This window comes from Stappia sp. (assembly GCF_040110915.1).
GTDB lineage: Bacteria > Pseudomonadota > Alphaproteobacteria > Rhizobiales > Stappiaceae > Stappia.
The window spans coordinates 3,386,757-3,411,255 of the sequence record NZ_CP157793.1; the positions used below are offsets into that span (position 1 = coordinate 3,386,757).

21 protein-coding genes and 1 pseudogene are annotated in these 24,499 nt (G+C 68.8%); 15 read left to right on the forward strand and 7 right to left on the reverse strand.

Annotated elements, in window-relative coordinates; genetic code table 11:
* Positions 1 to 8 precede the first annotated feature (8 nt).
* A complete protein-coding gene (locus tag ABL312_RS15110) occupies positions 9 to 317 on the reverse strand; it encodes a DUF4164 domain-containing protein (RefSeq protein WP_349358231.1) in 309 nt (102 codons plus the stop codon).
* Between the two features lie 469 nt (positions 318 to 786).
* Between ABL312_RS15110 and tkt the strand changes: the two genes are divergently transcribed.
* From tkt to ABL312_RS15160, 10 genes are all read left to right on the forward strand, one after another.
* The gene (tkt, locus tag ABL312_RS15115; RefSeq protein WP_349358232.1) at positions 787 to 2,781 is read left to right on the forward strand and encodes a transketolase; all 1,995 of its coding nucleotides are present in this window, start codon (positions 787 to 789) and stop codon (positions 2,779 to 2,781) included.
* Positions 2,782 to 2,871: 90 nt separating this feature from the next.
* Positions 2,872 to 3,879 carry a type I glyceraldehyde-3-phosphate dehydrogenase gene (gap, locus tag ABL312_RS15120; protein ID WP_349358233.1) on the forward strand — a complete coding sequence of 336 codons (1,008 nt, stop codon included), beginning with the start codon at positions 2,872 to 2,874 and terminating at the stop codon, positions 3,877 to 3,879.
* 100 nt (positions 3,880 to 3,979) lie between these two features.
* Positions 3,980 to 5,173, forward strand: a complete 1,194-nt coding sequence (gene pgk, locus ABL312_RS15125; protein ID WP_349358234.1) for a phosphoglycerate kinase — start codon at positions 3,980 to 3,982, stop codon at positions 5,171 to 5,173.
* 105 nt (positions 5,174 to 5,278) lie between these two features.
* Positions 5,279 to 6,310, forward strand: a complete 1,032-nt coding sequence (locus ABL312_RS15130; RefSeq protein WP_349358235.1) for a class I fructose-bisphosphate aldolase — start codon at positions 5,279 to 5,281, stop codon at positions 6,308 to 6,310.
* Positions 6,311 to 6,519: 209 nt separating this feature from the next.
* Positions 6,520 to 7,164 (forward strand): thiamine phosphate synthase, encoded by a 645-nt coding sequence (locus ABL312_RS15135; protein ID WP_349358236.1) that lies wholly within the window; start codon positions 6,520 to 6,522, stop codon positions 7,162 to 7,164.
* Positions 7,161 to 8,303, forward strand: a complete 1,143-nt coding sequence (locus ABL312_RS15140) for a tetratricopeptide repeat protein (protein WP_349358237.1) — start codon at positions 7,161 to 7,163, stop codon at positions 8,301 to 8,303. Before ABL312_RS15135 ends, ABL312_RS15140 begins: the two co-directional genes overlap by 4 nt.
* Positions 8,304 to 8,507: 204 nt before the next feature.
* Positions 8,508 to 9,071 (forward strand): elongation factor P, encoded by a 564-nt coding sequence (efp, locus tag ABL312_RS15145; protein ID WP_349358238.1) that lies wholly within the window; start codon positions 8,508 to 8,510, stop codon positions 9,069 to 9,071.
* A 79-nt stretch (positions 9,072 to 9,150) separates the two neighbouring features.
* A complete protein-coding gene (locus ABL312_RS15150; RefSeq protein WP_349358239.1) occupies positions 9,151 to 9,945 on the forward strand; it encodes an inositol monophosphatase family protein in 795 nt (264 codons plus the stop codon).
* 92 nt (positions 9,946 to 10,037) lie between these two features.
* Positions 10,038 to 11,045, forward strand: coding sequence for a flagellar motor protein MotA (locus ABL312_RS15155; RefSeq protein WP_349358240.1), 1,008 nt, complete (start codon positions 10,038 to 10,040; stop codon positions 11,043 to 11,045).
* Between the two features lie 25 nt (positions 11,046 to 11,070).
* A complete protein-coding gene (locus ABL312_RS15160) occupies positions 11,071 to 12,102 on the forward strand; it encodes a peptidoglycan -binding protein (RefSeq protein ID WP_349358241.1) in 1,032 nt (343 codons plus the stop codon).
* Between the two features lie 350 nt (positions 12,103 to 12,452).
* Here ABL312_RS15160 and ABL312_RS15165 read toward each other — a convergent pair.
* Both ABL312_RS15165 and ABL312_RS15170 read right to left on the reverse strand, forming a co-directional pair.
* Positions 12,453 to 13,163: pseudogene (locus ABL312_RS15165) on the reverse strand (DUF1013 domain-containing protein); the annotation flags it as partial.
* Between the two features lie 132 nt (positions 13,164 to 13,295).
* Positions 13,296 to 14,306 carry an NAD(P)H-quinone oxidoreductase gene (locus tag ABL312_RS15170; protein WP_349358242.1) on the reverse strand — a complete coding sequence of 337 codons (1,011 nt, stop codon included), beginning with the start codon at positions 14,304 to 14,306 and terminating at the stop codon, positions 13,296 to 13,298.
* 180 nt (positions 14,307 to 14,486) lie between these two features.
* On the opposite strand from ABL312_RS15170, the gene ABL312_RS15175 reads away from it, so the two are divergent.
* Positions 14,487 to 14,672, forward strand: coding sequence for a DUF1192 domain-containing protein (locus ABL312_RS15175; RefSeq protein WP_349358243.1), 186 nt, complete (start codon positions 14,487 to 14,489; stop codon positions 14,670 to 14,672).
* 402 nt (positions 14,673 to 15,074) lie between these two features.
* The gene (locus tag ABL312_RS15180) at positions 15,075 to 15,614 is read left to right on the forward strand and encodes a DUF1465 family protein (protein WP_349358244.1); all 540 of its coding nucleotides are present in this window, start codon (positions 15,075 to 15,077) and stop codon (positions 15,612 to 15,614) included.
* Positions 15,615 to 15,821: 207 nt separating this feature from the next.
* Here ABL312_RS15180 and rpmE read toward each other — a convergent pair whose 3' ends face one another.
* Positions 15,822 to 16,046 carry a 50S ribosomal protein L31 gene (rpmE, locus tag ABL312_RS15185; protein WP_349358245.1) on the reverse strand — a complete coding sequence of 75 codons (225 nt, stop codon included), beginning with the start codon at positions 16,044 to 16,046 and terminating at the stop codon, positions 15,822 to 15,824.
* A 453-nt stretch (positions 16,047 to 16,499) separates the two neighbouring features.
* Here rpmE and ABL312_RS15190 point away from each other — a divergent pair, with 453 nt between their 5' ends.
* A complete protein-coding gene (locus ABL312_RS15190) occupies positions 16,500 to 18,329 on the forward strand; it encodes an ABC transporter transmembrane domain-containing protein (protein WP_349358246.1) in 1,830 nt (609 codons plus the stop codon).
* Positions 18,330 to 18,381: 52 nt separating this feature from the next.
* Here ABL312_RS15190 and ABL312_RS15195 read toward each other — a convergent pair whose 3' ends face one another.
* Both ABL312_RS15195 and ABL312_RS15200 read right to left on the reverse strand, forming a co-directional pair.
* The gene (locus ABL312_RS15195; RefSeq protein WP_349358247.1) at positions 18,382 to 18,804 is read right to left on the reverse strand and encodes a GNAT family N-acetyltransferase; all 423 of its coding nucleotides are present in this window, start codon (positions 18,802 to 18,804) and stop codon (positions 18,382 to 18,384) included.
* A 64-nt stretch (positions 18,805 to 18,868) separates the two neighbouring features.
* Positions 18,869 to 19,660, reverse strand: a complete 792-nt coding sequence (locus tag ABL312_RS15200) for a 3-oxoacyl-ACP reductase family protein (protein ID WP_349358248.1) — start codon at positions 19,658 to 19,660, stop codon at positions 18,869 to 18,871.
* A 386-nt stretch (positions 19,661 to 20,046) separates the two neighbouring features.
* Between ABL312_RS15200 and ABL312_RS15205 the strand changes: the two genes are divergently transcribed.
* Both ABL312_RS15205 and ABL312_RS15210 read left to right on the forward strand, forming a co-directional pair.
* On the forward strand, positions 20,047 to 21,444 hold the full coding sequence (locus ABL312_RS15205; protein ID WP_349358249.1) for a cytochrome ubiquinol oxidase subunit I: 1,398 nt from the start codon (positions 20,047 to 20,049) through the stop codon (positions 21,442 to 21,444).
* Positions 21,445 to 21,451: 7 nt separating this feature from the next.
* The gene (locus ABL312_RS15210; protein WP_349361425.1) at positions 21,452 to 22,462 is read left to right on the forward strand and encodes a cytochrome d ubiquinol oxidase subunit II; all 1,011 of its coding nucleotides are present in this window, start codon (positions 21,452 to 21,454) and stop codon (positions 22,460 to 22,462) included.
* A gap of 90 nt (positions 22,463 to 22,552) precedes the next feature.
* On the opposite strand, the gene ABL312_RS15215 is transcribed toward ABL312_RS15210, so the two are convergent.
* The gene (locus ABL312_RS15215; protein WP_349358250.1) at positions 22,553 to 24,466 is read right to left on the reverse strand and encodes a propionyl-CoA synthetase; all 1,914 of its coding nucleotides are present in this window, start codon (positions 24,464 to 24,466) and stop codon (positions 22,553 to 22,555) included.
* Between the last annotated feature and the right edge of the window lie 33 nt (positions 24,467 to 24,499).

The window sequence follows — 24,499 nt, forward strand, 5'->3', positions numbered from 1 at the left end:
GTCGTCTCTCACCCGCCGTGTTCTTCCAGGACGGAGCGGATCGATTCCATCGCCGAGACGAGCCGCCGCGACACCTCGCGGTTGGCATCCTCCAGCCGGGCCGCGCGCGCCTCCGCGGTGTCGAGCATTGCCGCGAGCTCGGACCGGTCGTCGCCCAACCGCTGCAATTGCGCCTCCAGCCCCGAGACCGAACGGTCGGCGTCGTGCCGCCGGTCCACGGCCGCCTCCAGCCGGTCGACGGCCCGCGTGAGGCGCGCGAGCGCGGCCGAAATCGCCGTCTCGCCCGTCGCCGCCCTGCTGTCGTCCGGCCCGTTCATGCCGCTCGTTCCGTCCTTCTCGTTATCCGGCCCGTTTTCCGGCCCGTTTCCCGGCGCGCGCGTCGGCGCGCCGCCCGTCCAGCGGACCGCTATATCATCCCGCGCGCGGGCTGGCGAGACGGGCCGCGCGCGGGCCGGCCAGACGGGTGGCCAGACGTGTGGCCAGACGTGTGGCCAGACGTGTGGCCAGACGTGTGGCGAGACGGGCGACACCCTCCCCGTTTCGCCACCGCGCGACGCCCGCCGCCGGGCGGATCGAACGGCAGGCCGGCCTTTGTTGACTCCCGGAAGGTTCCTGATATTTGTCGGGCCGCCTCGCCCGGGGCATGAGCCGGGCGACCATTGACACGACCGCGCGCCCGTCTCCCAAGCGGCGCGCCCTCACCCGACGGCGACCGGCCCGGACGCCGCGATGCCCGATTAAGCCCGCGCCAGCGGCCTCCGACTGGGACAGGACGGAACCCGACCGATGATCGACCTCGACAAGCACAACCAGATGGCCAACGCCATCCGCTTCCTCGCCGCCGACGCGGTCGAGACGGCGAAGTCCGGCCATCCCGGCCTGCCGATGGGCGCGGCCGACATCGCCACGGTGCTCTTCACCCAGGTGATGCGCCACGACGTCAAGACGCCGCACTGGCCCGACCGCGACCGCTTCGTGCTGTCGGCCGGCCACGGCTCGATGCTGCTCTACGCGGTGCAGTACCTGCTCGGCTCCGAGGACTTCACCCTCGACCAGCTCAAGAACTTCCGCCAGCTCGGCGCGCTGACGGCCGGGCACCCCGAATATGGCCACGGCGCCGGCATCGAGACGACGACCGGCCCGCTCGGTCAGGGTCTGGCCAATGCGGTCGGCATGGCGATGGCCGAGCGCCACCTGCGCGAGACCTTCGGCGCGGAACTCACCGACCACCACACCTATGTGCTGGCCGGCGACGGCTGCCTGATGGAGGGCATCAGCCAGGAGGCGATCTCGCTCGCCGGCCATCTCAAGCTGTCGCGCCTGATCGTGATCTGGGACGACAACGGCATCTCCATCGACGGCAAGGTCTCGCTCACCGATTCCACCAACCAGCTCGAGCGCTTCGAGGCGAGCGGCTGGGAAACGGTCGCCATCGACGGACACGATCCGGCGGCGATCGCCTCGGCACTCAAGGCGGCGCGCGAAAGCGACCGCCCGACGCTGATCGCGGCCAAGACCACCATCGGCTTCGGCGCGCCCAACAAGGCCGGCTCCGAGAAGGTGCATGGCGCCCCGCTCGGTGCCGAGGAACTCGCCGCGACGCGCAAGGCGCTCGGCTGGGCGCATGAGCCCTTCGAGGTGCCGAGCGACGTGCTCGACGCCTGGCGGATCGCGGGCTTGCGCTGCGGGCAGGCCCGCAAGGACTGGGAAGCCCGTCTCGCGGCCGTCGATGCCGACACGCGCGGCGAGTTCGAACGCCGCCTGCGCGGCGACCTGCCGTCGGGCTTCGCCGACGCGATGTCGGCGCTGAAAAAGCAGATCGCCGCCGACAAGCCGACCATGGCGACCCGCAAGGCCTCGGAATACGTGCTGGGCACGATCACCAAAGCCGTGCCGGAAACCATCGGCGGCTCCGCCGATCTCACCGGCTCCAACAACACCCGCACGAGCGAAACGGCCGCCATCACGCCGGACGACTTCACCGGGCGCTACGTGCACTGGGGCATCCGCGAGCACGGCATGGCCGCCGCGATGAACGGCATGGCGCTGCACGGCGGCGTCATCCCCTATTCCGGCACGTTCCTGGTCTTCTCCGACTATGCCCGCCCGGCCATGCGCCTCGCCGCGCTGATGGGCCAGCGCGTCATCCACGTGATGACGCACGACAGCATCGGCCTGGGCGAGGACGGTCCCACCCACCAGCCGGTCGAGCACTATGCCGCGCTGCGCGCCATCCCCAACCTCGACTTCTACCGTCCGGCCGACGTGACCGAGACGCTGGAGTGCTGGCAGCTGGCGCTGGAAAGCGAGACAGCACCGAGCGTGCTGGCGCTGACCCGGCAGAACCTCACCCCGGTGCGCACCTCCTTCGAGGAGGACAATCTGTGCGCGCGCGGTGCCTATGTGATCGCCGAGGCCGACACCGACGGCGCGGCGGCGGCCACGCTCTTCGCCTCCGGCTCGGAGGTCGAGATCGCGCTCGCCGCGCGCGAGGCGCTGCAGGAGAAGGGCGTGCCGACGCGCGTCGTCTCCGTGCCGTGCCTGGAGCGCTTCGAGCGCCAGTCACAGGACTATCAGGACGCCATCATCGGCGCGGACGGCGTGAAGGTCGCCGTCGAGGCCGGCGTGCGTCAGGGCTGGGACCGCATCATCGGCCGCGACGGCATCTTCATCGGCATGTCCGGCTTCGGCGCCAGCGCCCCCTACAAGGCGCTCTACGAGCATTTCGGCATCACGGCGGACGCCATCGTCGCCGCCGTGAGCGCGCGCCTCGAGAGCTGACGCATCGCCTGATCCCCGTCGCATCCCGCGGCGGGGCCATCGCTTGATCCGCGGCCCGCCGCCACAGGGCCGCCACACGGGAGACGAAGCATGACGGTTAAGGTTGCCATCAACGGATTCGGCCGCATCGGGCGCAACGTGCTGCGCGCCATCATCGAGTCGGGGCGCACCGACATCGAGGTCGTGGCCATCAACGATCTCGGTCCGGTCGAGACCAACGCGCATCTGCTGCGTTACGATTCCGTGCATGGCCGCTTCCCGGCCACGGTGACCGTCGACGGCGACACGATCGACGTCGGTCGCGGCCCGATCAAGGTCACAGCGATCCGCGATCCCAAGGAGCTGCCCTGGGGCGAGCTCGGCGTCGACGTCGCGATGGAATGCACCGGCATCTTCGCCGACCGCGACAAGGCCGCCGCCCATCTGGAGAACGGTTCCAAGCGCGTGCTCGTCTCCGCGCCGGCCTCTGGCGCCGACAAGACCATCGTCTACGGCGTGAACCACGACGCGCTGACGGGCGAGGATCTGGTCGTCTCCAACGCGTCCTGCACCACCAACTGCCTGGCGCCGGTCGCCTCCGTGCTCAACGAAGCCATCGGCATCGAGACCGGCTTCATGACCACGATCCACTCCTACACCGGCGACCAGCCGACGCTCGACACGATGCACAAGGATCTCTACCGCGCCCGCGCCGCGGCGCTGTCGATGATCCCGACGTCGACCGGCGCGGCCAAGGCGGTCGGCCTCGTGCTGCCGGAGCTCAACGGCAAGCTCGACGGCGTCGCGATCCGCGTGCCGACCCCGAACGTCTCGGTCGTCGACCTCAAGTTCGTGGCCAAGCGCGCGACCAGCGTCGAGGAAGTCAACGAGGCGATCCGCGCGGCCGCCAACGGCAGGCTCAAGGGCGTTCTGGGCTTCACCGACGACAAGCTGGTGTCCTGCGACTTCAACCACGACAGCCACTCGTCCGTGTTCCACATGGACCAGACCAAGGTGATGGACGGCACGCTGGTGCGCATTCTCACCTGGTACGACAACGAGTGGGGCTTCTCCAACCGCATGTCCGACACCGCGGTGGCGCTCGCCGCCAAGATCTGACGGCCTCGGGGCGGCGTGAAAGCGTCGCCCCTTTGCCATCCCGCATCCGCGCGCGCCGGCGGCGCGCGGGATCGTGATTCAGCATCGGAATTTGCCTGACATGTCCTTCAAGACTCTCGACGATTTCCCCACGCTCGCGGGCAGGCGCGTGCTCCTGCGCGTCGATCTCAACGTGCCGATGGACGGCAACCGCGTGACCGACACGACGCGCATCGACCGCATCCTGCCCACCTTGCGCGAGATCGCCGACAAGGGCGGACGCGGCGTGCTGCTCGCCCATTTCGGCCGGCCGAAAGGCAAGCCGGTGCTCGAGATGAGCCTGGCGCCGGTCGCCGCCGCGCTGACCGAGCGGCTCGGCAAGCCGGTCGCCTTCGCCGCCGATTGCATTGGCGAGGTGGCGAAGACCGCCGTCGACGCGCTCGGCGACGGCGACATGCTGCTTCTGGAAAACACCCGCTTTCATGCCGGCGAGGAAGCGAACGACGACGCCTTCGCCGATGCGCTCGCCGCAAACGGCGACATCTACGTCAACGACGCCTTCTCCGCCGCCCATCGCGCGCATGCCTCGACCGAGGGCTTGGCGCGCCGTCTTCCGGCCTGCGCCGGACGCACCATGCAGGCGGAACTCGAGGCGCTGGAAAAGGCGCTGACGACGCCGCAACGCCCGGTGATGGCGGTGGTCGGCGGCGCCAAGGTCTCCTCCAAGATCGACCTGCTCTCCAACCTGGTGAAGAAGGTCGACATCCTGGTGATCGGCGGCGGCATGGCCAACACCTTCCTCGCCGCCGAGGGCCGGCACGTCGGCAAGTCGCTGTGCGAGCATGACCTCGCCGACACCGCGCGGGCCATCCGCGCGGCGGCGCAAGACGCCGGCTGCGAGATCGTGCTGCCGCTCGACGCGGTCGTGGCGCGCGAGTTCAAGGCGGGCGCGGCGAGCGAGACGGTCGCCGTCGACGCGATCCCCGACACCGCCATGATCCTCGACGTCGGACCGCAGACGGTCGCCGCCGTCAAGGCCAGGATCGACGCGGCCGCCACGCTGGTGTGGAACGGCCCGCTCGGCGCCTTCGAGATCGAGCCCTTCGACGCCGCCACGGTGACGGCCGCCCGCTATGCGGCGGCGCGCACCAAGAACGGTCCGCTGGTGACGGTGGCCGGCGGCGGCGACACGGTCGCCGCCCTCAATCACGCCGGTGTCGCCGACGACTTCTCCTATGTCTCGACGGCGGGCGGGGCGTTCCTGGAATGGCTTGAGGGCAAGACGCTTCCCGGCGTCGCGGCCCTTGCGCGCTAACACTTTCGGCGATCCCCGCGCGCGGCATCTTCAAAAGCGCGCCGGGTCTGGTATGAAAGCCGCCGACACGGGCGGCACTTGCGACGAGAAGGAAAAGGACGAGCCATGAGCGAGCGTCTCGAGGACATTGCGGCGGCCATGGTGGCCACCGGACAGGGCATTCTGGCGGCCGACGAAAGCACCGGCACCATCAAGAAGCGCTTCGACCAGATCGGCGTGGACAACACCGAGGACAATCGCCGCGACTATCGCGAGATGCTGTTCCGCAGCGACGAGGCGATGACCGACTACATCTCCGGCGTCATCCTGTTCGACGAGACGCTGCGCCAGAACGCCGCCGACGGAACGCCGCTCGTCGATCTGATCAAGGCCGCCGGCGCGGTGCCGGGCATCAAGGTCGACAAGGGCGCCAAGGCGCTCGCCGGCTTCCCGGGCGAGACCGTGACCGAGGGCCTCGACGGCCTGCGCGAGCGCCTCGCCGAGTATTATGCGCTCGGCGCGCGCTTCGCCAAGTGGCGCGCGGTCATCGACATCAACGAGGACGACGGCCTGCCCTCCTCCACCTGCATCCAGGCCAACGCCCATGCGCTCGCCCGCTACGCCGCGCTGTGCCAGGAAGCCGGCATCGTGCCGATCGTCGAGCCGGAAGTCCTGATGGACGGCCCGGCCTCCAGCCACGACATCGAGACCTGCTACGAAGTGACCGAGTGGACGCTGAACACCGTCTTCTCCGAGCTGTTCCAGATGGACGTGCTGCTGGAGGGCATGATCCTCAAGCCGAACATGGTCGTGCCGGGCAAGAACGCCGACATCCAGGCCGCGCCGGAGGAAGTCGCCGAGCTGACCCTGCGCTGCCTGAAGTCGACCGTGCCGGCCGCCGTGCCGGGCATCGCCTTCCTGTCGGGCGGCCAGTCGGACGAACTCGCCACCGAGCACCTGCACCTGATGAACGCCGCCGGCGATCATCCGTGGAAGCTGACCTTCTCCTACGGCCGCGCCCTGCAGCAGGCCGCGCTGAAGGCCTGGGGCGGCGCCACGGACAATGTCCCGGCCGCGCAGGCCGCCTTCCTGCACCGGGCGAAGATGAACGGCCTCGCCGCCAAGGGCGCATGGTCGAAGGATCTGGAAACCGCCTGAGCGGAAACCGCCCGAGGGCACGCAAGCCCCGGCCCGCGCCGGGATCCCGTCAAGGGGACCCGCGCGGGCACGCACCCGAGACCACGCGAGAGGGGCGCATCGCCCCTCTTTTGCCGTGATCGCCCCGCATCCCTGAGGATCGCCGGCCGGGCCAGTTCCGGCCGGCGATCCTTGCATTCACCACCGCCGAACCCGGGACCGCTTTCGCCGTGCATCCGCGTCTTTATCTGATCACGCCGCCCGAGCCCGAGGCCGACCGGCTCGTGCGCGATGTCGAGGCTGCCCTTTCCGGCGGCGACGTCGCCTGTCTGCTCATCGCCGACGACGGCCGGGGCGAGGCCGCCTATCAGGCGCTCGCCGAACGGCTGGTGCCGCTCGGCCAGGCCGCCGGCGCCGCCGTGCTGCTGCACAACGACACCCGCGTCGCGGGCCGCGCGCGCGCCGACGGCGTGCATGTCGACAGCGGCACCGAGGATCTGGAACGCGCGCTCAAGACCTTTCGCCCCGACGGCATCGTCGGCGTCGGCGACCTGCGCGGCCGCCACGACGCGATGACGGTGGCGGAACTCGGCGTCGACTACGTGTTCTTCGGGCTGCTGGAGCGCAGCGCCGACCCCGAGCCCCATGACAAGACGCTGAAGCTCGCGGGCTGGTGGACGGAGGTCTTCGAAACGCCCTGCGTGGCTCTGTCCGGCGCCGACTTCGCCGGGATCGAGACCTGTGCCGCGACCGGCGCCGATTTCGTCGCCGTGCGCGAGGCCGTCTGGGCGCACCCGCAAGGCCCGCAGGCGGCGGTCGCGGCCGCCAACGAGATCCTCGCCCGCTTCGATCTGGCGGACACGGAGGACGCATGACGCGCCGGCCCGCCCGCCCCGGATCGACCGCACGCCTGATCGCCCTCGCCCTTGCGGGCGCGCTTGCGGCGCTTCCGACAGCCGCCGCGCAGACCGCGGACGAGGCGGACCGGACGGAGGCGGCGAGCGAGACGGACGCGGCCGCCCCGGAGATCGCGGTTCCCGACATTCCGGATATGGGCGCGGGCGCCCCCGCGACCCCGACCGCCGACGGCTCCCTGCCGACGCCGCTCAACGAGCGCCCGCCGCTGCCGCTCGAGGTCGAGGGCGAAACCATCGACTATGCCTATGGCGCCTTTCAGCGCGGCTGGTATCTGACCGCGCTGGCGCTCGCGACACCGCGCGCGGAGGAAGGCGACACCGCTGCCCAGACGCTGGTCGGCGTGCTCTACGAAACCGGGCGCGGTGTGCCGCTGGACGCGGAGCGCGCGGCGAGCTGGTACTCCATCGCGGCCGGCAACGGCGATCCGCGCGCCGCCCTTCGCTACGGGCTGCTGCTCCTGAGCGGCATCGGCGTCGAACAGGACAAGGCGCGGGCCGGCGACATGTTCGAACGCGCCTCCGAGGCCGGCATTCCCGAGGCGCTGTTCAATCTCGCCGGGCTCTATCGCACCGGCGAGGGCCGCCCCTTTGACCCCAACCGGGCGCGCGACTTGCTGGAACAGGCCGCCGAGCTCGGCGACATGGACGCCCGCTTCGAGCTCGCCCAGTTCTATCTCGACGGTCCGGCGCATATCCGCGACGAGCGCCGCGCCGCCTTCTGGATGGGCCGCGCCGCCCGCCAGGGTCATATCGGGGCGCAGGTGCGCTATGCCATCCTGCGCTTCAACGGGCGCGGCGTGGCGGCCGACGAGGCGGATGCCGCCGACTGGTTCGAACGCGCCGCGACCTCGGGCAACCCGGTCGCCATGAACCGGCTCGCGCGCGTCTACGCCTTCGGGCGCGGCCGCGAGGCGGATGCCGAAAAGGCCGCCGGCTGGCATCTGGCGGCACGCGCCGCCGGCATCTCCGACCTGCAGCTCGACGGGATCATCGCCAATCTCGACGAGGCGGCGCGCAAGCGGGCGCAGACCTTTGCCCAGGACTACGCCATCTCGCCGCTGGCCCCTGCGGACGACCCCGACCGCCCCACGCCGTGACGCGCGCCCGCCTTTTTGCTTGATCGGCGCCCGGAAGTGTGGTGGACAAACCGCGCAGCGAACACCGTGCCGCATTCCGCTCCGGCCCCGACGGCGAAAGCCGGCCGTCGGCCGACGGGACGGGGCGTGCGTCCCCAGCATTTTGCCAGCGCCCGAACGGCCCCTTCGCCGACGGCGCCGACAGCCAACCGCGAGACAGACCTCATGAAGATCAATGGCAACGAAATCAAACCGGGCAACGTGCTGCAGCACCAGGACACGCTTTGGGCGGTCGTCAAGGTCGAACACGTCAAGCCGGGCAAGGGCGGTGCCTTCGCCCAGGTGGAGATGAAGAACCTCCTCGACGGCCGCAAGCTGAACGAACGCTTCCGCTCCGCCGACAAGGTCGAGCGCGTCCGTCTGGAGCAGAAAGACTTCCAGTATCTCTATCCGCAGGAAGACATGCTGGTGTTCATGGACACCGAGACCTACGAGCAGATCGAGCTTCAGGCGGATTTCGTCGGCGAGCGTGCCGCCTTCCTGCAAGACGGCATGATGGTCACGCTGGAACTCCATGAGGAGCGCCCGATCGGGATCACCCTGCCGCAGTATGTGACGCTGGAGGTCACCGAGGCCGACGCCGTCGTCAAGGGCCAGACCCAGTCCTCGTCCTACAAGCCGGCGATGATGGAAAACGGCGTGCGCGTGATGGTGCCGCCTTTCGTCACGGCCGGCGAGAAGATCGTCGTCGACACCGGTCTGGTGGAATACGTCCGCCGCGCGGACTGACGCTCCCGACCCCGCCTCTGCCCGCCGCAGCGCCGGATCGCTGCGGCGCTTCCTTTCGTTCCCGCCATCAGGTTCCGCGATGTCCCGCTCCGCCATTCTCAACGTCATGGTCCAGGCCGCGCTCAAGGCAGGCCGCAGCCTTGCCCGCGATTTCGGCGAGGTGGAAAACCTCCAGGTGTCGCGCAAGGGGCCGAGCGACTTCGTCTCCGCCGCCGACCTCAACGCAGAGAAGATCGTGCGCGCGGAACTGCAGAAGGCGCGCCCGGGCTACGGCTTCCTGATGGAGGAATCCGGCGAGACGCTCGGCGACGACCCGCAGCACCGCTGGATCGTCGATCCGCTCGACGGCACCACGAACTTCCTGCATGGCATTCCGATCTTCAACATTTCCATCGCGCTGGAGCGCGACGGGGTGATCGTCGCCGGCGTGATCTACAATCCGGCGATGGACGAGCTCTACACCGCCGAGCGCGGACGCGGCGCCTTCCTCAACGACCGCCGCCTTCGGGTCGCCGGGCGCAAGTCGCTGCCCGACTGCGTCATCGGCACGGGCATTCCCTTCCTCGGCGTCGGCGATCATGGCCGCTCGCTGAAGGAAATCCGCCACGTCATGGGCGAGGTCGCCGGTCTGCGCCGCTGCGGCGCGGCCGCGCTCGACCTCGCCTGGACGGCGGCCGGGCGCTTCGACGGCTTCTGGGAACACGGCCTGAAGCCCTGGGACATGGCCGCCGGCATCCTGATGGTGCGCGAGGCCGGCGGCTTCGTCACCGACCCGCAAGGGCGCGACAAGATGTTCGAGAGCGGCTCGATCGTCGCCGGCAACGAGGCGGTGCAGGATCAGCTGCGCAAGCTGCTCGCCAAGGCGCGCGACTGACCGCCCGCAAGCGCGCGAGAATTACGGCTTTTCACACAAGGGCCAATCACGCTATCAAGGGCGCGTCCTCAACAGGGAGAAGACAAGCCCTCATGGCGCGTGCCTATGATCCGTACAGCCTGTCCAGTCCCTGGGTCTATCTGATCCGCATGGCGATCTTCCTGGCCGTGGTGGGCTTCATCGCCCTCATCCTCTACCGCCAGATCGCCACCGCCTTCATGAGCAATCCGGGCCTCAACGGCCTGATCCTCGCCACCGGGCTGATCGGCATCCTGCTGGCCATCCGCCAGGTCATCCGTCTCGTGCCGGAGGTCAACTGGGTCAACGGCTTCCGCCTCGGCGATCCGGGGCTGGAGGTGCGCCGCCCGCCGGTGCTGCTGGCGCCGATGGCGACGCTTCTCGGCAACCGCGTGGGCGAGACGATGCTGTCGCCGGCCACCACCCGCTCGATCCTCGATTCCATCGGCATGCGCCTCGACGAGGCGCGCGAGATGGCCCGCTATCTCACCGGCCTGCTGGTCTTCCTCGGGCTGCTCGGCACCTTCTGGGGCCTGCTGCAGACCGTCGGCTCGGTCAATGTCACGATCCAGAGCCTCGACGTTGGCTCGGGCGATGCCAATGTCATCTTCGAGGATCTGAAAGCGGGGCTCGAAGCGCCGCTGTCGGGCATGGGCACGGCGTTTTCCTCCTCGCTCTTCGGCCTGACCGGCTCGCTCATTCTGGGCTTCCTCGACCTGCAGGCGGGTCAGGCGCAGAACCGCTTCTACAACGAGCTGGAAGACTGGCTGTCGACCCAGACCGAGATCGAGACCGACGAAAGCGGCGCGCCGGTCGGCGGCGGGCTCGACGAATTGCGCTTCGCCATCGAGAACCTGCGCAAGACCGTCGCCGAGGGCGGCGGCGGCGGGGCGGGCCGCAATGCCGCGGTCGCCATGGCCAATCTGGCGGAAGGCATCCAGGGCCTCGTGCAGCACGTGCGCAGCGAACAGCAGATGATGCGCGAATGGGCGGACGAGCAATCCCTGCAGCAAAAGCGCATCGAGGAATTGCTGACCGCCATGTCCGGCGCCTTCGGGCGCCTCAGGGACGAGGGCAAATGACCGCAAGCGCGGCGAAAGGCACACCATGGCTGGCACGCGGCTGAGACGACGCGACGCGCGCACCGACTACTGGCCGGGCTTCGTCGACGCGATGGCCTCGCTGCTGCTGGTCATCATCTTCCTGCTGTCGATCTTCGTGCTCGCGCAATTCTTCCTCGGCCAGCAGCTTTCGGGCCGCGACACGGTGCTGAACCGGCTCAATTCCCAGATCAGCGAGCTGACCGAGCTGCTGGCGCTGGAGCGGGCGAGCAACCGCGACCTGGAAGACACGATCGCCACGCTGAGCGCCAATCTGAGCGACGCGGAGGCCGACCGCGACCGGCTTTCCGGGCTGCTCGACGCCGCCTCCTCGGAAGCCGGCGAGGCGGGCGGCGCGCTCGCCACGCTGGAAAGCGAACTCGACGAGGAACGGCGCCTGTCGCAGCGCGCGCTGTCGCAGGTGGAACTGCTCAACCAGCAGATCTCCGCCCTGCGCCGCCAGATCGCGGCGCTGGAAAACGCGCTGGACGCCTCCGAGACGCGCGACCGGGAAAGTCAGGCCAAGATCGCCGACCTCGGCCGGCGCCTCAATGTGGCGCTGGCCCAGCGCGTGCAGGAACTGTCGCGCTACCGCTCCGACTTCTTCGGCCGGCTGCGCGAGATCCTGTCGCAGCGTTCCGACATCCGCGTGGTCGGCGACCGCTTCGTGTTCCAGTCGGAGGTGCTCTTCCCCTCCGGCACCGACACGATCAATCCCGAAGGCCGGGAGGAACTGGTCAAGCTCGCCGATGCGATCAACGAGCTCTCGGCGCAGATCCCGGAGGAAATCGACTGGGTGCTGCGCGTCGACGGCCACACGGACGCCCGCCCCCTGTCGGGCACCGGGCGCTTCCGCAACAACTGGGAGCTGTCGGCGGCGCGTGCCATTTCCGTCGTGCGCTTCCTCATTGACCAGGGCGTCGATCCCGAACGGCTCGTCGCCGCCGGCTTCGGCGAGTTCCAGCCGCTCGACGAGGGCGACGATCCGGAAGCGCTGGCCCGCAACCGCCGCATCGAGCTGAAGCTCACCGGCCGCTGAGCAAGGCCTCCCTCGCCTTTCCCGCAGCACGCACGCCCCCGCCCGCGCGACGACCGGACAGCCGGCATGAACGGCCGGCATGAACCGGCCAGCTGGCGTGAAAAAGGCGGCTCCGGAGGATCCGAAGCGGCCTTGTCTTCCGGCTTTGGCGATTCCGGGGCGCGAGCCCGCCGTCGTCCGTGCGCAAGACCGAACGGGCGAACCGGCGCGGATCAGGACCGTGTGTCGTCCCCGGTCTCGTCCTCGCTCTCGGCCATGTCCGTGTCGCTCTGCGCGCCATCGTCGTCGTCTGCCATGCCTTCGTCGGCCGCATCGTCAGCGCTCGCCGCATCCGCGCCGTCGTCCTCGGCTTCGTCCTCGGCAACGGGCTCGCCCTTGAGCGAGTTGAGCTTGGCGAAGACGGCGTCGGCGTCGAACTCCTCTTCCGCCGGCCGCGACGGCGCGGGCCGGGCGAAGGCGGCCGCCATCGCCTCTTCCGAGGTGGTCTCGTCGGCCGGCAGCAGGGTCTCTTCCACGTCCGTCTCGGGCCTCGGCGGCAGGTTCTTGGCGGCCTTCTCGACTTCCATGTCGAGCTCGATCTGGCTGCACAGGCCGAGCGTGACCGGATCGGACGGCGTCAGATTCGGCGAGTTCCAGTGGGTCCGCTCGCGAATGGCCTGGATCGTCGGCTTGGTCGTGCCGACGAGCCGCATGATCTGCGCATCCTTCAGTTCCGGATGGTTGCGCACCAGCCAGAGGATGGCGTTCGGGCGGTCCTGACGGCGCGACACCGGCGTGTAGCGCGGGCCCTTGCGCTTGCTCTCGGGCACGCGCGTCTTCGGCTTCTGCAGGTTGAGCCGGTGATCGGGGTTGGCCTGCGCCTTGTCGATCTCCTCGCGGCTCAACTGGCCGGTCATCACCGGGTCGAGGCCCTTGATGCCCTGCGCCGCCTCGCCATCGGCGATCGCCTTGACCTCAAGCGGATGCAGTTTGCAGAAGTCCGCGATTTGCTCGAAGCTGAGCGACGTGTTGTCCACGAGCCAGACAGCCGTCGCCTTGGGCATCAAGGGAGGGGTCGCCATGGGTAAAGTCCTCCTGTGGGCTGTCCCGGTACCCTGGGCGGAAAGCCCCGGATCCGGCAAAGCCGAAAGCGTGTCACGATGACGGGAATGGCGCCGTATATACGCCGAATGCGTCCCGAAATCAAACAATGATCACGCTGCGGCACCGGTTACGAGCACGATCTTTCCGATATGACCGGAGCTCTCCATCCGGGCGTGCGCCTCCGCCGCCCTGGCCAGCGGATAGGTGGAATCCATCACCGGACGCACGGTGCCGGCGGCGATCAGCGGCCAGACCTTCTCCTTGAGCCGGGCCGCGATCGCCGCCTTGAAGGCGTTGTCGCGCGGTCGCAGCGTCGAGCCGGTGTGAATGAGTCGCTTGACCATCAGCCGGGAGAAATTGACGTTTTCGCTGACGCCGTTGAGCGTCGCGATCTGGCAGATGCGCCCCTCGACCGCCGCGACCTTCCAGTTGCGCTCCACATAGTCGCCGCCGACCATGTCGAGGATCACATGCACGCCCGCCTTGTCGGTGATCGCCAGAATCTCGGAAACGAAATCCGCCTCATTGTAATTGATCACGTGATCGGCGCCGAGCCTGCGCGCGGCCTCCGCCTTCTCAGCCGAGCCCACGGTGGTGAACACCTCCGCGCCGAAGGCCTTGGCCAGCTGGATCGCCGTCGTGCCGATGCCCGACGTGCCCCCATGCACCAGAAACCGCTCGCCGGCCGTCAGACCGACCCGGTCGAAGACATTGGTCCACACGGTGAAGAAGGTCTCCGGCAAGGCCGCCGCCTCTTCCATCGAGAGGCCCTCCGGCACCGGCAGCACGCTGCCCGCATGGGCGACGACATACTCCGCATAGCCGCCGCCCGGCACCAGCGCGCAGACCGCGTCGCCGACGGCAACGCCATCGACATGCGGTCCCAGCGCGACGACCGTGCCGGACACCTCGAGGCCCGGAATGTCGGGCGCGCCCGGGGGCGGCGGATAATGTCCACGCCGCTGCAGCACGTCCGGCCGGTTGACCCCGGCCGCCGCCACCCGAATGAGCACCTCGCCCTCGCCCGCCGCGGGAACGGGACGCTCTTCCGGCGCCAGCACGTCCGGCCCGCCCGGGCTCGCAATGCCGATCGCCGTCATCATGCGGGGATGCTCGCTCATGCCTGTCTCCACCTCGTCTCGGGTTGACGTCTCTCCCTTCGTGTACGCATTCCCGCCCGCCGTGACAATCGCGCGCCCGCGCCTCGCCGGCGACGGCTCGATTGACGGCGGGCGGCTGCACGGACATCCTTGACCGGGGACCTGACTGCGGGCGAGGCACCGGGCACGGGAGAAGCGACCATGGACGACAAGGATATCCTGCGATCCGCGACACCGGTGGTGCTGGGCGAGGATCTCGCACGGCTTTCGGAGAGCGAACTGGACGAACGAGTCGCCCGGCTGAGGGCCGAAATCGCGCGCGTCGAGGCGGAGCGCGAGGCGCGCGGCGGCGTGCGCGCGGCGGCGGACGCGCTGTTCCGCAAATAGACACCTGATAAGACCATGTAACGACTTGCGAATTCGGGAGCGGCGACGCAAGGTGACCCAAAACAGGTCATTCAAATTTTAATCGTTTACCACTTATTAAGCTTTCTGATTCATAACTGTGTATATCCAGTCATCTGGATTTCGAGTGGCTCCTGTCCACTCTGTTTGACGCCTCCCTGTTAATGACTTCGAGCCGCGGTCTCCGCGGCTCTTTTTTTGCCCGCCACTTCGGTGTATCCCGGAGACGGATCGCAAAGACGCGCTCCGGCGGTTGGCACGCGGATTGCGTGGACAGCCCCGACACAACAGCGTCAGACCCGTTTCGGGACACCGCACGCCGCAGCAGGCGGCAGGCCGGTGCCCGGACGACGCGACCCAGGCGTTCAAAGGAGGCACAGGCAGATGACGGACCGGCAGAATCGGAGCCTTGGCGACGGACCGATCGCATTCGCCGACCGGTTGGCCAACTCGGAGATGTTCTCCGCCCTGTTCCGGGATGGCATGGCCCTGGTCGAGGAGACCGCCGCCTATCTCGACGGCGAAGGCCGCCGGGAATCGAAGTCGCTGCCGCGCGCCGCCTCGCTCGCCTATGCGACCGAATCCATGCGGCTCACCACGCGGCTGATGCAGATGGCCTCCTGGCTGCTGCTGCAGCGTGCGGTCAACGAGGGCGAGATGACGCCCGAGCAGGCCGGAAGCGAGAAGAACAAGGTCCGCCTCGACAATCTGTCGAGCAGCCAGAGCGGTCCCGGCTGGGACGAGCTTCCCGACAGCCTGCGCGACCTGATCGACCGCTCGGTGCGCCTGCAGGGCCGCATCCAGCATCTCGACCGCATGCTGCACGAAGACCGCACCGCGCGCGCCGAGGTCGTCGACAATCCGGTCGCCCAGCAGCTCAACGTGCTCACGGCGGCCTTCGGCCAGTCCCGCACGCCGTCCTGATCCCCCGCTCCGCCGCGCGCCCCGCCCGAGGGGCGCGGGCGTCCGGGCCATCGGAGCCACGACAGACGATCCCGGCAACGCTCCACCCACAAAGCAAAGCTCCACAAACAAAAACCCCGGCCGACAGGCCGGGGTTTTCGCGTTTGACGCCCGCTGAAACGGGTCTTTGCAACCGGCGCGGCGCGCGTTGCGCGACGGCCAGCGCGATCAGTTGCCGAGGAAACCGGCGTATTTGTTCTTGAAGCGCGACACGCGGCCGCCGCGGTCCATCAGCTGACGGTCGCCGCCGGTCCAGGCCGGATGCGTGCGCGGATCGATATCGAGCTGCAGCGAGTCGCCTTCCGAGCCATAGGTGGACTTGGTGAAGAACTCGCTGCCGTCGGTCATGACGACCTTGACGGTGTGGTAGTCGGGATGAATGTCTTTTTTCATCGTCTGTCCCCGTGCCTGCGATAACACCGGCCTTCGGGGAGGTCCGGCGTGGGATGAAACGGTGATCGCCGCACCCCCCTGTCGCAACGAGGGAAGGACGCCGTGAAACGGCGCGGATCCTGTCGCGGTCGGAGGGTGCAAGGCGTGCCTGGGTCGGAGACGCACGCGCCCGGCCCGAAACCTTGGTCGCGAGCGTATACCCGATCGCGCATGCGAAGACAAGGGCGCGCATCCAAAGACACGGGCGCGCAGGCGCAGGCGAGACGCCCGCCCCGGCAGATCCCCTTGCAGGCCGCAGCGCGGGCGGGGTGCGGCACCGTTGGCCTTGACGCGCGGAACTGGTTATGGTCCCCCCAGTCGCGTCTGGCCCGCAGATCGGGCTCACCGAGCAAGCTCACCCGCGTGACGGCGACATAACGACAGCCACGTGGCAACGGAGAGAAGAAACACAGCGTGTCCAGGTACGGTTCCTCGTCCGCGCCCGCCGGTGACGGCAAGCGCGATCTTCGCCCGCTGGCGGCCCTTCTGCCCTATGTGGCCCGCTACAAGCTGCACGCGGCTCTCGCCGCGCTGGCGCTGCTCGGCGCCTCGGCGACGACGCTGGTGCTTCCGGTCGCCATCCGGCGCATGATCGACTACGGCTTCGGCGCCGACGACCCGTCTCTGGTCAACAACTATTTCACCGTGCTGATCATGGTCGCCGCCGCGCTCGCGACCTTCTCGGCGCTGCGCTACTTCCTCGTGACCTCGCTGGGCGAGCGCATCGTCGCCGACGTGCGCGCCGACGTCTTCTCCCACCTGATGTATCTGTCACCCGCCTATTACGACAGCGCCAAGTCGGGCGAGATGGTGTCGCGACTGACCGCCGACGCCACCCAGGTCAAGTCCGCGGTGGGTCTCAGCGCCTCGATCGCGCTGCGCAACATGGTGATGTTCCTCGGCGCCTCCAGCATGATGGTGGTGACGAGCCCGCGCCTGTCGCTCTTCGTGCTCGGCGCCATTCCGGTCATCGTGCTGCCGCTGATCGCCTTCGGCCGCGCCGTGCGCCGGCGCTCGCGCCACGCCCAGGACACGCTCGCCGACGCCTCCGCCTATGCCTCCGAGGCGATCGGCGCGATCCGCACGCTGCAGGCCTTCACCAACGAGACCTTCGCCGGCAGGCGCTTCGCGGGCTCCGTCGACGAGGCCTATCGCGCCGCGCGCACCGCCATCCTGGCGCGCTCCGTGCTCACCGCCTTCGCCATCTTCATCATCGCCTCCAGCGTCGTCACCGTGCTGTGGGTCGGCGCCAGCGACGTCTTCGAGGGGCGGATCACCGCCGGCGAGCTGGGGCAGTTCCTGCTCTATTCGATCTTCGCCGCCGGCGCGCTCGGCGAGCTGAGCCAGGTCTGGGGCGACGTGTCGCTGGCCGCCGGCGCCGCCGAACGCCTGTCCGAACTGCTGAGGATCAAACCGCAGATCGCCCCGCCGAAGGACCCCGTCGCCCTGCCCGAGCGCATGGAGGGGGCCGTCCACTTCGACCGGGTCACCTTTGCTTATGCGCAGGGAAACGGCCAGCCGGTGCTCGACGACATCGACCTCGAGATCGCACCGGGCGAGACGGTCGCGGTGGTGGGCCCGTCGGGCGCGGGCAAGTCCACGCTGTTTCATCTCCTGATGCGCTTTTACGATCCGGACGCCGGCGCGATCCGCATCGACGGCATCGATCTGAAGGACTGCGATCCGACCGACATTCGCCGTCACATCGCGCTGGTGCCGCAGGACACGACCGTTTTCGGCGCCAGCATCGCGGAGAACATCGCCTTCGGTCGGCCGGAGGCCTCGCGCGCCGACATCGAGGCGGCCGCCGTCGCGGCCTCGGCCGATGAATTCGTCAAGGCGATGGCCGAGGGCTACGACACGCCCGTGGGCGAACGCGGCGTCACGCTGTCCGGCGGCCAGCGCCAGCGTGTCGCGATTGCCCGGGCGATCCTCAAGGACGCCCCGATCCTGCTCCTCGACGAGGCGACCAGCGCGCTCGACGCGGAGAGCGAAACGCTTGTCCAGGCGGCGCTGGAGCGGCTGATGGAGGGGCGCACCACGCTCGTCATCGCCCACCGGCTCGCGACCGTTCTCAAATGCGACCGCATCGTCGTGATGGAGGGCGGACGCATCGTCGAGACCGGCCGGCACGAGGATCTCGTCGCCCGGGGCGGGCTCTACGCGAAGCTCGCCAAGCTGCAGTTCGAGACCGGCGCCCAGGCCTTCGCCGCCGCCACGGGAGACCGCTCGGCGGCGGAATGACACGCGAAGCCAGGGGCCGGGCAGGCAGACGGCGCCTCAGGCGATGCGAGGGTCACGCCGTGTCGATGCGCTTTTGAAAGAAGATCCGCGCCTGGCCGGCCGGATGATCGGCGATGCGGCCGAATTCCGCGAAGCCGAGCTTGCGATAGAAGTCCGGAGCCTGAAAGGCGAAGGTATCAAGCCAGATGCCGATGAGCCCGCTGGCGCGCGCCTCGCTTTCCAGCGCCTCGAGCAACCGCCGCCCGATCCCGCGCCCGCGCGCCGCGTCCGAAACGGCAAGCAGTTCGACATACGCCCAGTCGGCAATGAATTTGCCGGTAAGTCCGCCGAGATAGGTCTCCCCGTCCCAGGCTTCCAGCGCAAGCTCCCGCATGCTGAAGGCATGACCCTGCGCGACGGCATGCGCCTCCAGCAACGCGCCGATGCGCTGTTGCGCCGGGGCCACGGGTTCGCGCAGGCTCCGAATTTCGATCATCGCAAAGCGCCCGCGCGCGCCACGGCCTCGCGGCCGCGGGCCATCGCCGGCGGCCGCGTCCGTCTCAGTCCTCGTCCGGCACCGGAACGGTGTAGTTCAGCGGCAGCCGGCCGCCGTCGGCATAGATCGTCTGGCCGGTGATGTAGCTCGCGTCCTGCGAGGCGAGGAAGGCCGCGACGCCCGCGATCTCCGATGCCTCGCCGATCCGCCCCATCGGCGTGCGCGACAGGATACGCGACTTGGCCGCCGGGTCCGCATTCACCGCCGCCAGCATGTCGGTCATGATCGAGCCCGGGCCGATGCCATTGACGCGAATGCCATGGGGCGCGAGCGCCAGCGCCATCACCTTGGTGAGCTGGTTCACGCCGCCCTTGGAGACCGAGTAAGGCACCTGGTTGGGGATCGCGAAGACCGCGTTCACCGAGGACATGTTGATGATACAGCCGGGCGCGCCGCCGCCCTTCACCTTCTCCACCATGTGACGCGCCACCGCCTGGCTGCACAGGAAGGTGCCTTTCAGGTTGACGCCGAGCACGCGGTCGAAATCCGCTTCCTCAAGGTCCAGGAAATCGGCGCCGACGACGATGCCGGCGTTATTGACGAGAATGTCGATGTCGCCGAAGGCGTCCAGCGTCGCGGCGACGAGATTGCGCACGTCCAGCTTCTCGGCGACGTTGCAATGCACGAACAGCACCTCGCCGAGCGCCTTGAGCTCGGCCTCCACGGCTTCGCCGCGCGTCTCGTCCATGTCGGCGATGACGACCTTCGCCCCGTCCGCGACGAAGCGGCGGGCGATGGCCAGACCGATACCGCCGGCCGCGCCGGTGACGATGGCTACCTTGTTTTCCAGGGACACGGGATCCTCGCTTTGGTCGTGAGATCTCGGAAGTACGCCTCGCCTCGAGGCGGAGGGGACGATGCACGCCCCACGCGCCATCACGCCGGGCGGGAGCACCCCGGCCGAGACCATAGGCCGGCTTCCCCGGCCTGTCGATGGCCCCGGCAGGCGCGCCGCCGGGCCGGCCCCGGGCGCACGATGGCGCCACCCGTGAACGCCGCGCGGACGCTGTGTCACCCTGTCGCAGAACCGCCTTGCGCGCCGATTCCGCCTGTGGACAGACGCGCCATCGCGGGGACCCCACAAGGTGCTGCCGTTCGCCGCATCCCCTCACCGCATCGGCGTCCTACTTCACGGGGCGAGCCGGTCCCGATCCGGATGTGTTCTGTAGTATGGAGCCTGCGATGGACGCCCTGATGCTGTCCCGGATACAATTCGGAGCGAATATCTCGTTCCACATCCTGTTCCCGACGATCAACATCGCGCTTGCCTGGGCGTTGCTGTTCTTCAAGCTGCGTTACAATGCGACGGGACACGAGCACTGGCGACAGGCCTATCGGTTCTGGGTGAAGGTCTTCGCCCTGTCGTTCGGTCTCGGCGTGGTGTCGGGCATCGTCATGTCCTTCCAGTTCGGGACCAACTGGCCCGGCTTCATGGAAACGGTCGGCAACATCGCCGGGCCGCTGCTCGCCTATGAAGTGCTCACCGCCTTCTTCCTGGAAGCGGCGTTTCTCGGGATCATGCTGTTCGGCATGAGCCGGGTGCCCAACTGGCTGCACACGCTGGCGACCTTTCTCGTCGCCTTCGGCACCTTGATGTCGGCCTTCTGGATCCTGGTGCTGAGCAGCTGGATGCACACGCCGGCCGGCTTCGAGATGCGCGACGGCGCCGCCCATGCCACCGACTGGATGGCCATCGTCTTCAACCCCTCCATGCCCTATCGGCTGGTTCACATGTTGCTGGCCTCGGGGCTGACGGTGGCGTTCCTGATCGCCGGCCTGTCGGCCTATCGCTGGCTGGTCGGCGACCGGGGCGCGGAGGTGCGCGCGAGCCTGCGCTTCGCGCTGGTGCTCGCCGCCGCCCTCATTCCCGCGCAGATCCTGGCCGGCGACATGCACGGGCTCAACACGCTGGAGCATCAACCGCAGAAGGTCGCGGCGATGGAGGGCAACTGGGAGACCCGTGGTCAGGTTCCGCTTCTGCTGTTCGCCCTGCCCGACGAGGAGGCACGCGAAAACCGCTTCGAGCTGAAGATCCCCTATGGCGCGTCGCTCATCCTCAAGCACGACCCCGACGGCGTCGTGCCGGGATTGAACGATTTCGTCGCCGAGGACGGTACGGCGCTGCACCCGCCGGTCGCGCCCGTCTTCTTCGCCTTCCGCATCATGGTCGGCGTCGGCTTCGCCATGCTGCTTGCAAGCTGGGGCGCGCTGGCGCTGATGGCACGCCGCCACGACGGCGCGCGCTGGCGGATCGAGGCCCTGCCGCGCCCGCTGCTGTGGGGGCTGGTCGCCATGACCTTCTCCGGCTGGGTGGCAACGCTTGCCGGCTGGTACACGACCGAAATCGGCCGACAGCCCTGGCTGGTGGATGGCGTGCTGACCACGCAAGCGGCCGTCGGCGACGTCGGCTCCGGCATGGTGGCCACCACGCTGGCAATCTATCTGACGGTCTACGCCGTGCTGTTGCTCGCCTATATCGCCGCGCTGGTGCATCTCGCCCACAAGGCGGCCGGCGGCGCGACCCCGCCCGCCGACCGGTCGGAACGCGCCGCCGGCCCCGCCCTCATGCCCGCGGAGTGACGCCATGATGACGCTGTTCGGAGATCCCGAAATCTGGCTGCCGGTGGCCTTCGCCGGCCTGATGGGCCTGTCGGTGCTGATCTACGTCGTGCTCGACGGGTTCGACCTGGGCGTCGGCCTGCTGTTTCCCTTCGCAAGCGATGCGGAAAAGGACCGCATGGTTGCCTCCATCGGCCCCTTCTGGGATGCGAACGAGACTTGGCTGGTGCTCGCCATCGGCCTGCTGCTCGTCGCCTTTCCCGCCGCCCACGGCGAGATCCTCTCGGCGCTCTATCTGCCGGTGGCGCTCATGCTCGTCGGGCTGATGCTGCGCGGCGTCGCCTTCGAGTTTCGCGCCAAGGCGCCGGCGCGGTGGAAACCGCACTGGAACATGGCCTTTCATCTCGGCTCGCTGGCGACCGCGCTCAGCCAGGGCTTCATGCTGGGGCTCTACATCATGGGGCTGGAATGGACCGCCGCAAGCCTCGCCTTCGCCGGGCTGACGGCGCTGGCGCTGGCGCTTGCCTACGGCCTGATCGGTGCCTGCTGGCTGATCCTCAAGGCGCAGGACGATCTGCAGCGCAAGGCGGTCGGCTGGGCCCGCGTCGGGATCTGGGGCGCGGCCGGCGGGTTGCTGGCGGTCTCGCTGGCGACGCCGGCCGTCAGCCCGCGCATTCTGGACAAGTGGCTGTCGGTGCCCGAGATCCTGCTGCTGGCCCCGCTGCCGCTCGGCTCGCTCGCCTGTCTCGCGGTGCTGTGGCTTTCCCTGCGCGCCCAGCCGCGCGCCGACCACGCCTTCGACTGGGTGCCCTTCGTGGCGACGACGTGTCTGTTCGTGCTGGCCTTCACCGGGCTCGCCTATTCCTTCTACCCCTACGTGGTGCCCGATGCGCTGACGATCTACGCGGCGGCGAGCGCCCCGGAAAGCCTGATGATCATCCTCATCGGCACACTCTTCGTGCTGCCGGTGATCGTCGGCTACAGCGCGCTCAGCTACTACGTGTTTCGTGGCAAGGCGACCGCGCTCAGCTACGACTGACGCCGGCCCTCGCCGGCACAGTCGACCCGAAACGCCCGGACCGCGCGCCTGTTTGGCCCGCGGCCCGACACCACCCGACAGAGGGCGCGGTCAGCCCGACTTGACGAGACCGTGCGCCTTCAGCGCCTCCTCGATCTCCTCGAGGATCGCCGGGTCGTCGATGGTCGCGGGCATCTTCACCTCGTCGCCATCGGCGATCTGGCGCATGGTGGCGCGCAGGATCTTGCCCGAGCGCGTCTTGGGCAGCCGGTCGACGGTGATCGCCAGCTTGAAGGCGGCGACGGGGCCGATCTTCTCGCGCACCAGCTTGACGAGTTCCGCCTCGATCTCCGCGTGCGGACGGTCGACGCCGGCCTTCAGCACGACGAAGCCGAGTGGCGCCTGGCCCTTCAGCGTGTCGACGATCCCGATCACCGCGCATTCGGCGACATTCGGATGGCTCGCCAGCACTTCTTCCATGGCGCCGGTCGACAGACGGTGGCCGGCCACATTGATGATGTCGTCGGTGCGCGCCATGATGAAGAGGTAGCCCTCGTCGTCCATGACGCCGGCGTCCGCCGTCTTGTAGTAGCCGGGGAACTCCGCGAGATAGCTCGCGTGAAAACGCTCGGGCGCGTTCCACAGGGTCGGCAGGCAGCCCGGCGGCAGCGGCAGCTTGACCACCACATTGCCGAGCGTGCCGGCCGGCACGGGATGGCCGGCGTCGTCCAGCACCTGCACGTCGTAGCCCGGCATCGGCACGGTCGGCGACCCGTGTTTGATCGGCAGGGCGCCCAAGCCCAGCGGATTGCCGACGATGGCCCAGCCGGTTTCCGTCTGCCACCAGTGATCGATCACCGGCACGCCGAGCATGTCCTCCGCCCATTGCAGCGTGTCCGGGTCGGCGCGCTCGCCGGCCAGGAACAGCGAGCGGAAGCTGGCGAGGTCGTAGTCGTCGATCAGCTTGCCGTCCGGGTCTTCCTTCTTGATCGCGCGAAACGCGGTCGGCGCGGTGAAGAGGCTCGCCACGCCGTGCTCGGAGATCACCCGCCAGAAGACGCCGGCGTCCGGCGTGCCGACCGGCTTGCCCTCGAAGACGATCGTCGTCGCCCCTTGCAGCAGCGGCGCATAGACAATGTAGGAATGGCCGACGACCCAGCCGACGTCGGAGGCCGCCCAGAACACCTCGCCCGGCTGGATGCCGTAGAGATTGGACATCGACCACTTGAGCGCGACCATGTGGCCGCCGTTGTCGCGCACCACGCCCTTGGGCTGCCCCGTCGTGCCGGAGGTATAGAGGATATAGAGGGGATCGGTCGCCTTGACGGGCACGCAGGGCACGGTCCGCCCGGCCGCGAGCGCCGCGTCCATCAGGGCGCCCAGATCGTGATCGCGGCCCGGCCGCAGGGTGGCGTCCGCCTGTTCGCGCTGCAGCACGAAACAGCTGTCCGGCTTGTGCGTGGCGATCTCGATCGCTTCGTCGAGCAGCGGCTTGTAGGCCACGACCCGGCCCGGCTCGATGCCGCAGGAGGCGGCGACGATGGCCTTGGGCCTGGCGTCGTCGATGCGGGTGGCGAGTTCGCGCGCGGCGAAACCGCCGAAGACGACGGAATGGATCGCGCCGAGCCGGGCGCAGGCGAGCATCGCCATCACCGCTTCCGGGATCATCGGCATGTAGATGATCACCCGGTCGCCCTTCGCGACGCCCTGGTCGGCGAGCACCGCGGCGATGGCGTTCACCCGCTCCAGCGTCTCCTCATAGGTGAAGGTCGCCTTCTTGCCGGTGATCGGGCTGTCGTAGATGATCGCCGGCTGACCCGGGCGGCCGCGCTCCACATGCCGGTCGAGGCAATTGTAACAGGTGTTGCATTCCGCCCCGGCGAACCATTGACCGTAGCCGCCAAGGCTAGCGTCGAACACCGTGTCCCAGGGCTTGATCCAGTCGATCTCGGCCGCCGCGCTGGCCCAGAACCCTTCCGGATCGCGTTTCCAGCCCTCGTAGACCTCATGGTAGCGGCTTGCCATCGATACGCTCCTCCCTGACGGCCGGAGCGGCGC

Coding starts and splice junctions, on each gene's coding strand:
- ABL312_RS15140 (WP_349358237.1), top strand. CDS start 7,161: ATGACGCGCCGGCCCGCCCGCCCCGGATCGACCGCACGCCTGATCGCC.
- gap (WP_349358233.1), top strand. CDS start 2,872: ATGACGGTTAAGGTTGCCATCAACGGATTCGGCCGCATCGGGCGCAAC.
- ABL312_RS15175 (WP_349358243.1), top strand. CDS start 14,487: ATGGACGACAAGGATATCCTGCGATCCGCGACACCGGTGGTGCTGGGC.
- tkt (WP_349358232.1), top strand. CDS start 787: ATGATCGACCTCGACAAGCACAACCAGATGGCCAACGCCATCCGCTTC.
- ABL312_RS15210 (WP_349361425.1), top strand. CDS start 21,452: ATGACGCTGTTCGGAGATCCCGAAATCTGGCTGCCGGTGGCCTTCGCC.
- rpmE (WP_349358245.1), bottom strand. CDS start 16,046: ATGAAAAAAGACATTCATCCCGACTACCACACCGTCAAGGTCGTCATG.
- ABL312_RS15130 (WP_349358235.1), top strand. CDS start 5,279: ATGAGCGAGCGTCTCGAGGACATTGCGGCGGCCATGGTGGCCACCGGA.
- ABL312_RS15180 (WP_349358244.1), top strand. CDS start 15,075: ATGACGGACCGGCAGAATCGGAGCCTTGGCGACGGACCGATCGCATTC.
- pgk (WP_349358234.1), top strand. CDS start 3,980: ATGTCCTTCAAGACTCTCGACGATTTCCCCACGCTCGCGGGCAGGCGC.
- ABL312_RS15195 (WP_349358247.1), bottom strand. CDS start 18,804: ATGATCGAAATTCGGAGCCTGCGCGAACCCGTGGCCCCGGCGCAACAG.
- ABL312_RS15155 (WP_349358240.1), top strand. CDS start 10,038: ATGGCGCGTGCCTATGATCCGTACAGCCTGTCCAGTCCCTGGGTCTAT.
- ABL312_RS15215 (WP_349358250.1), bottom strand. CDS start 24,466: ATGGCAAGCCGCTACCATGAGGTCTACGAGGGCTGGAAACGCGATCCG.
- ABL312_RS15170 (WP_349358242.1), bottom strand. CDS start 14,306: ATGAGCGAGCATCCCCGCATGATGACGGCGATCGGCATTGCGAGCCCG.
- ABL312_RS15110 (WP_349358231.1), bottom strand. CDS start 317: ATGAACGGGCCGGACGACAGCAGGGCGGCGACGGGCGAGACGGCGATT.
- ABL312_RS15150 (WP_349358239.1), top strand. CDS start 9,151: ATGTCCCGCTCCGCCATTCTCAACGTCATGGTCCAGGCCGCGCTCAAG.
- ABL312_RS15160 (WP_349358241.1), top strand. CDS start 11,071: ATGGCTGGCACGCGGCTGAGACGACGCGACGCGCGCACCGACTACTGG.
- ABL312_RS15205 (WP_349358249.1), top strand. CDS start 20,047: ATGGACGCCCTGATGCTGTCCCGGATACAATTCGGAGCGAATATCTCG.
- efp (WP_349358238.1), top strand. CDS start 8,508: ATGAAGATCAATGGCAACGAAATCAAACCGGGCAACGTGCTGCAGCAC.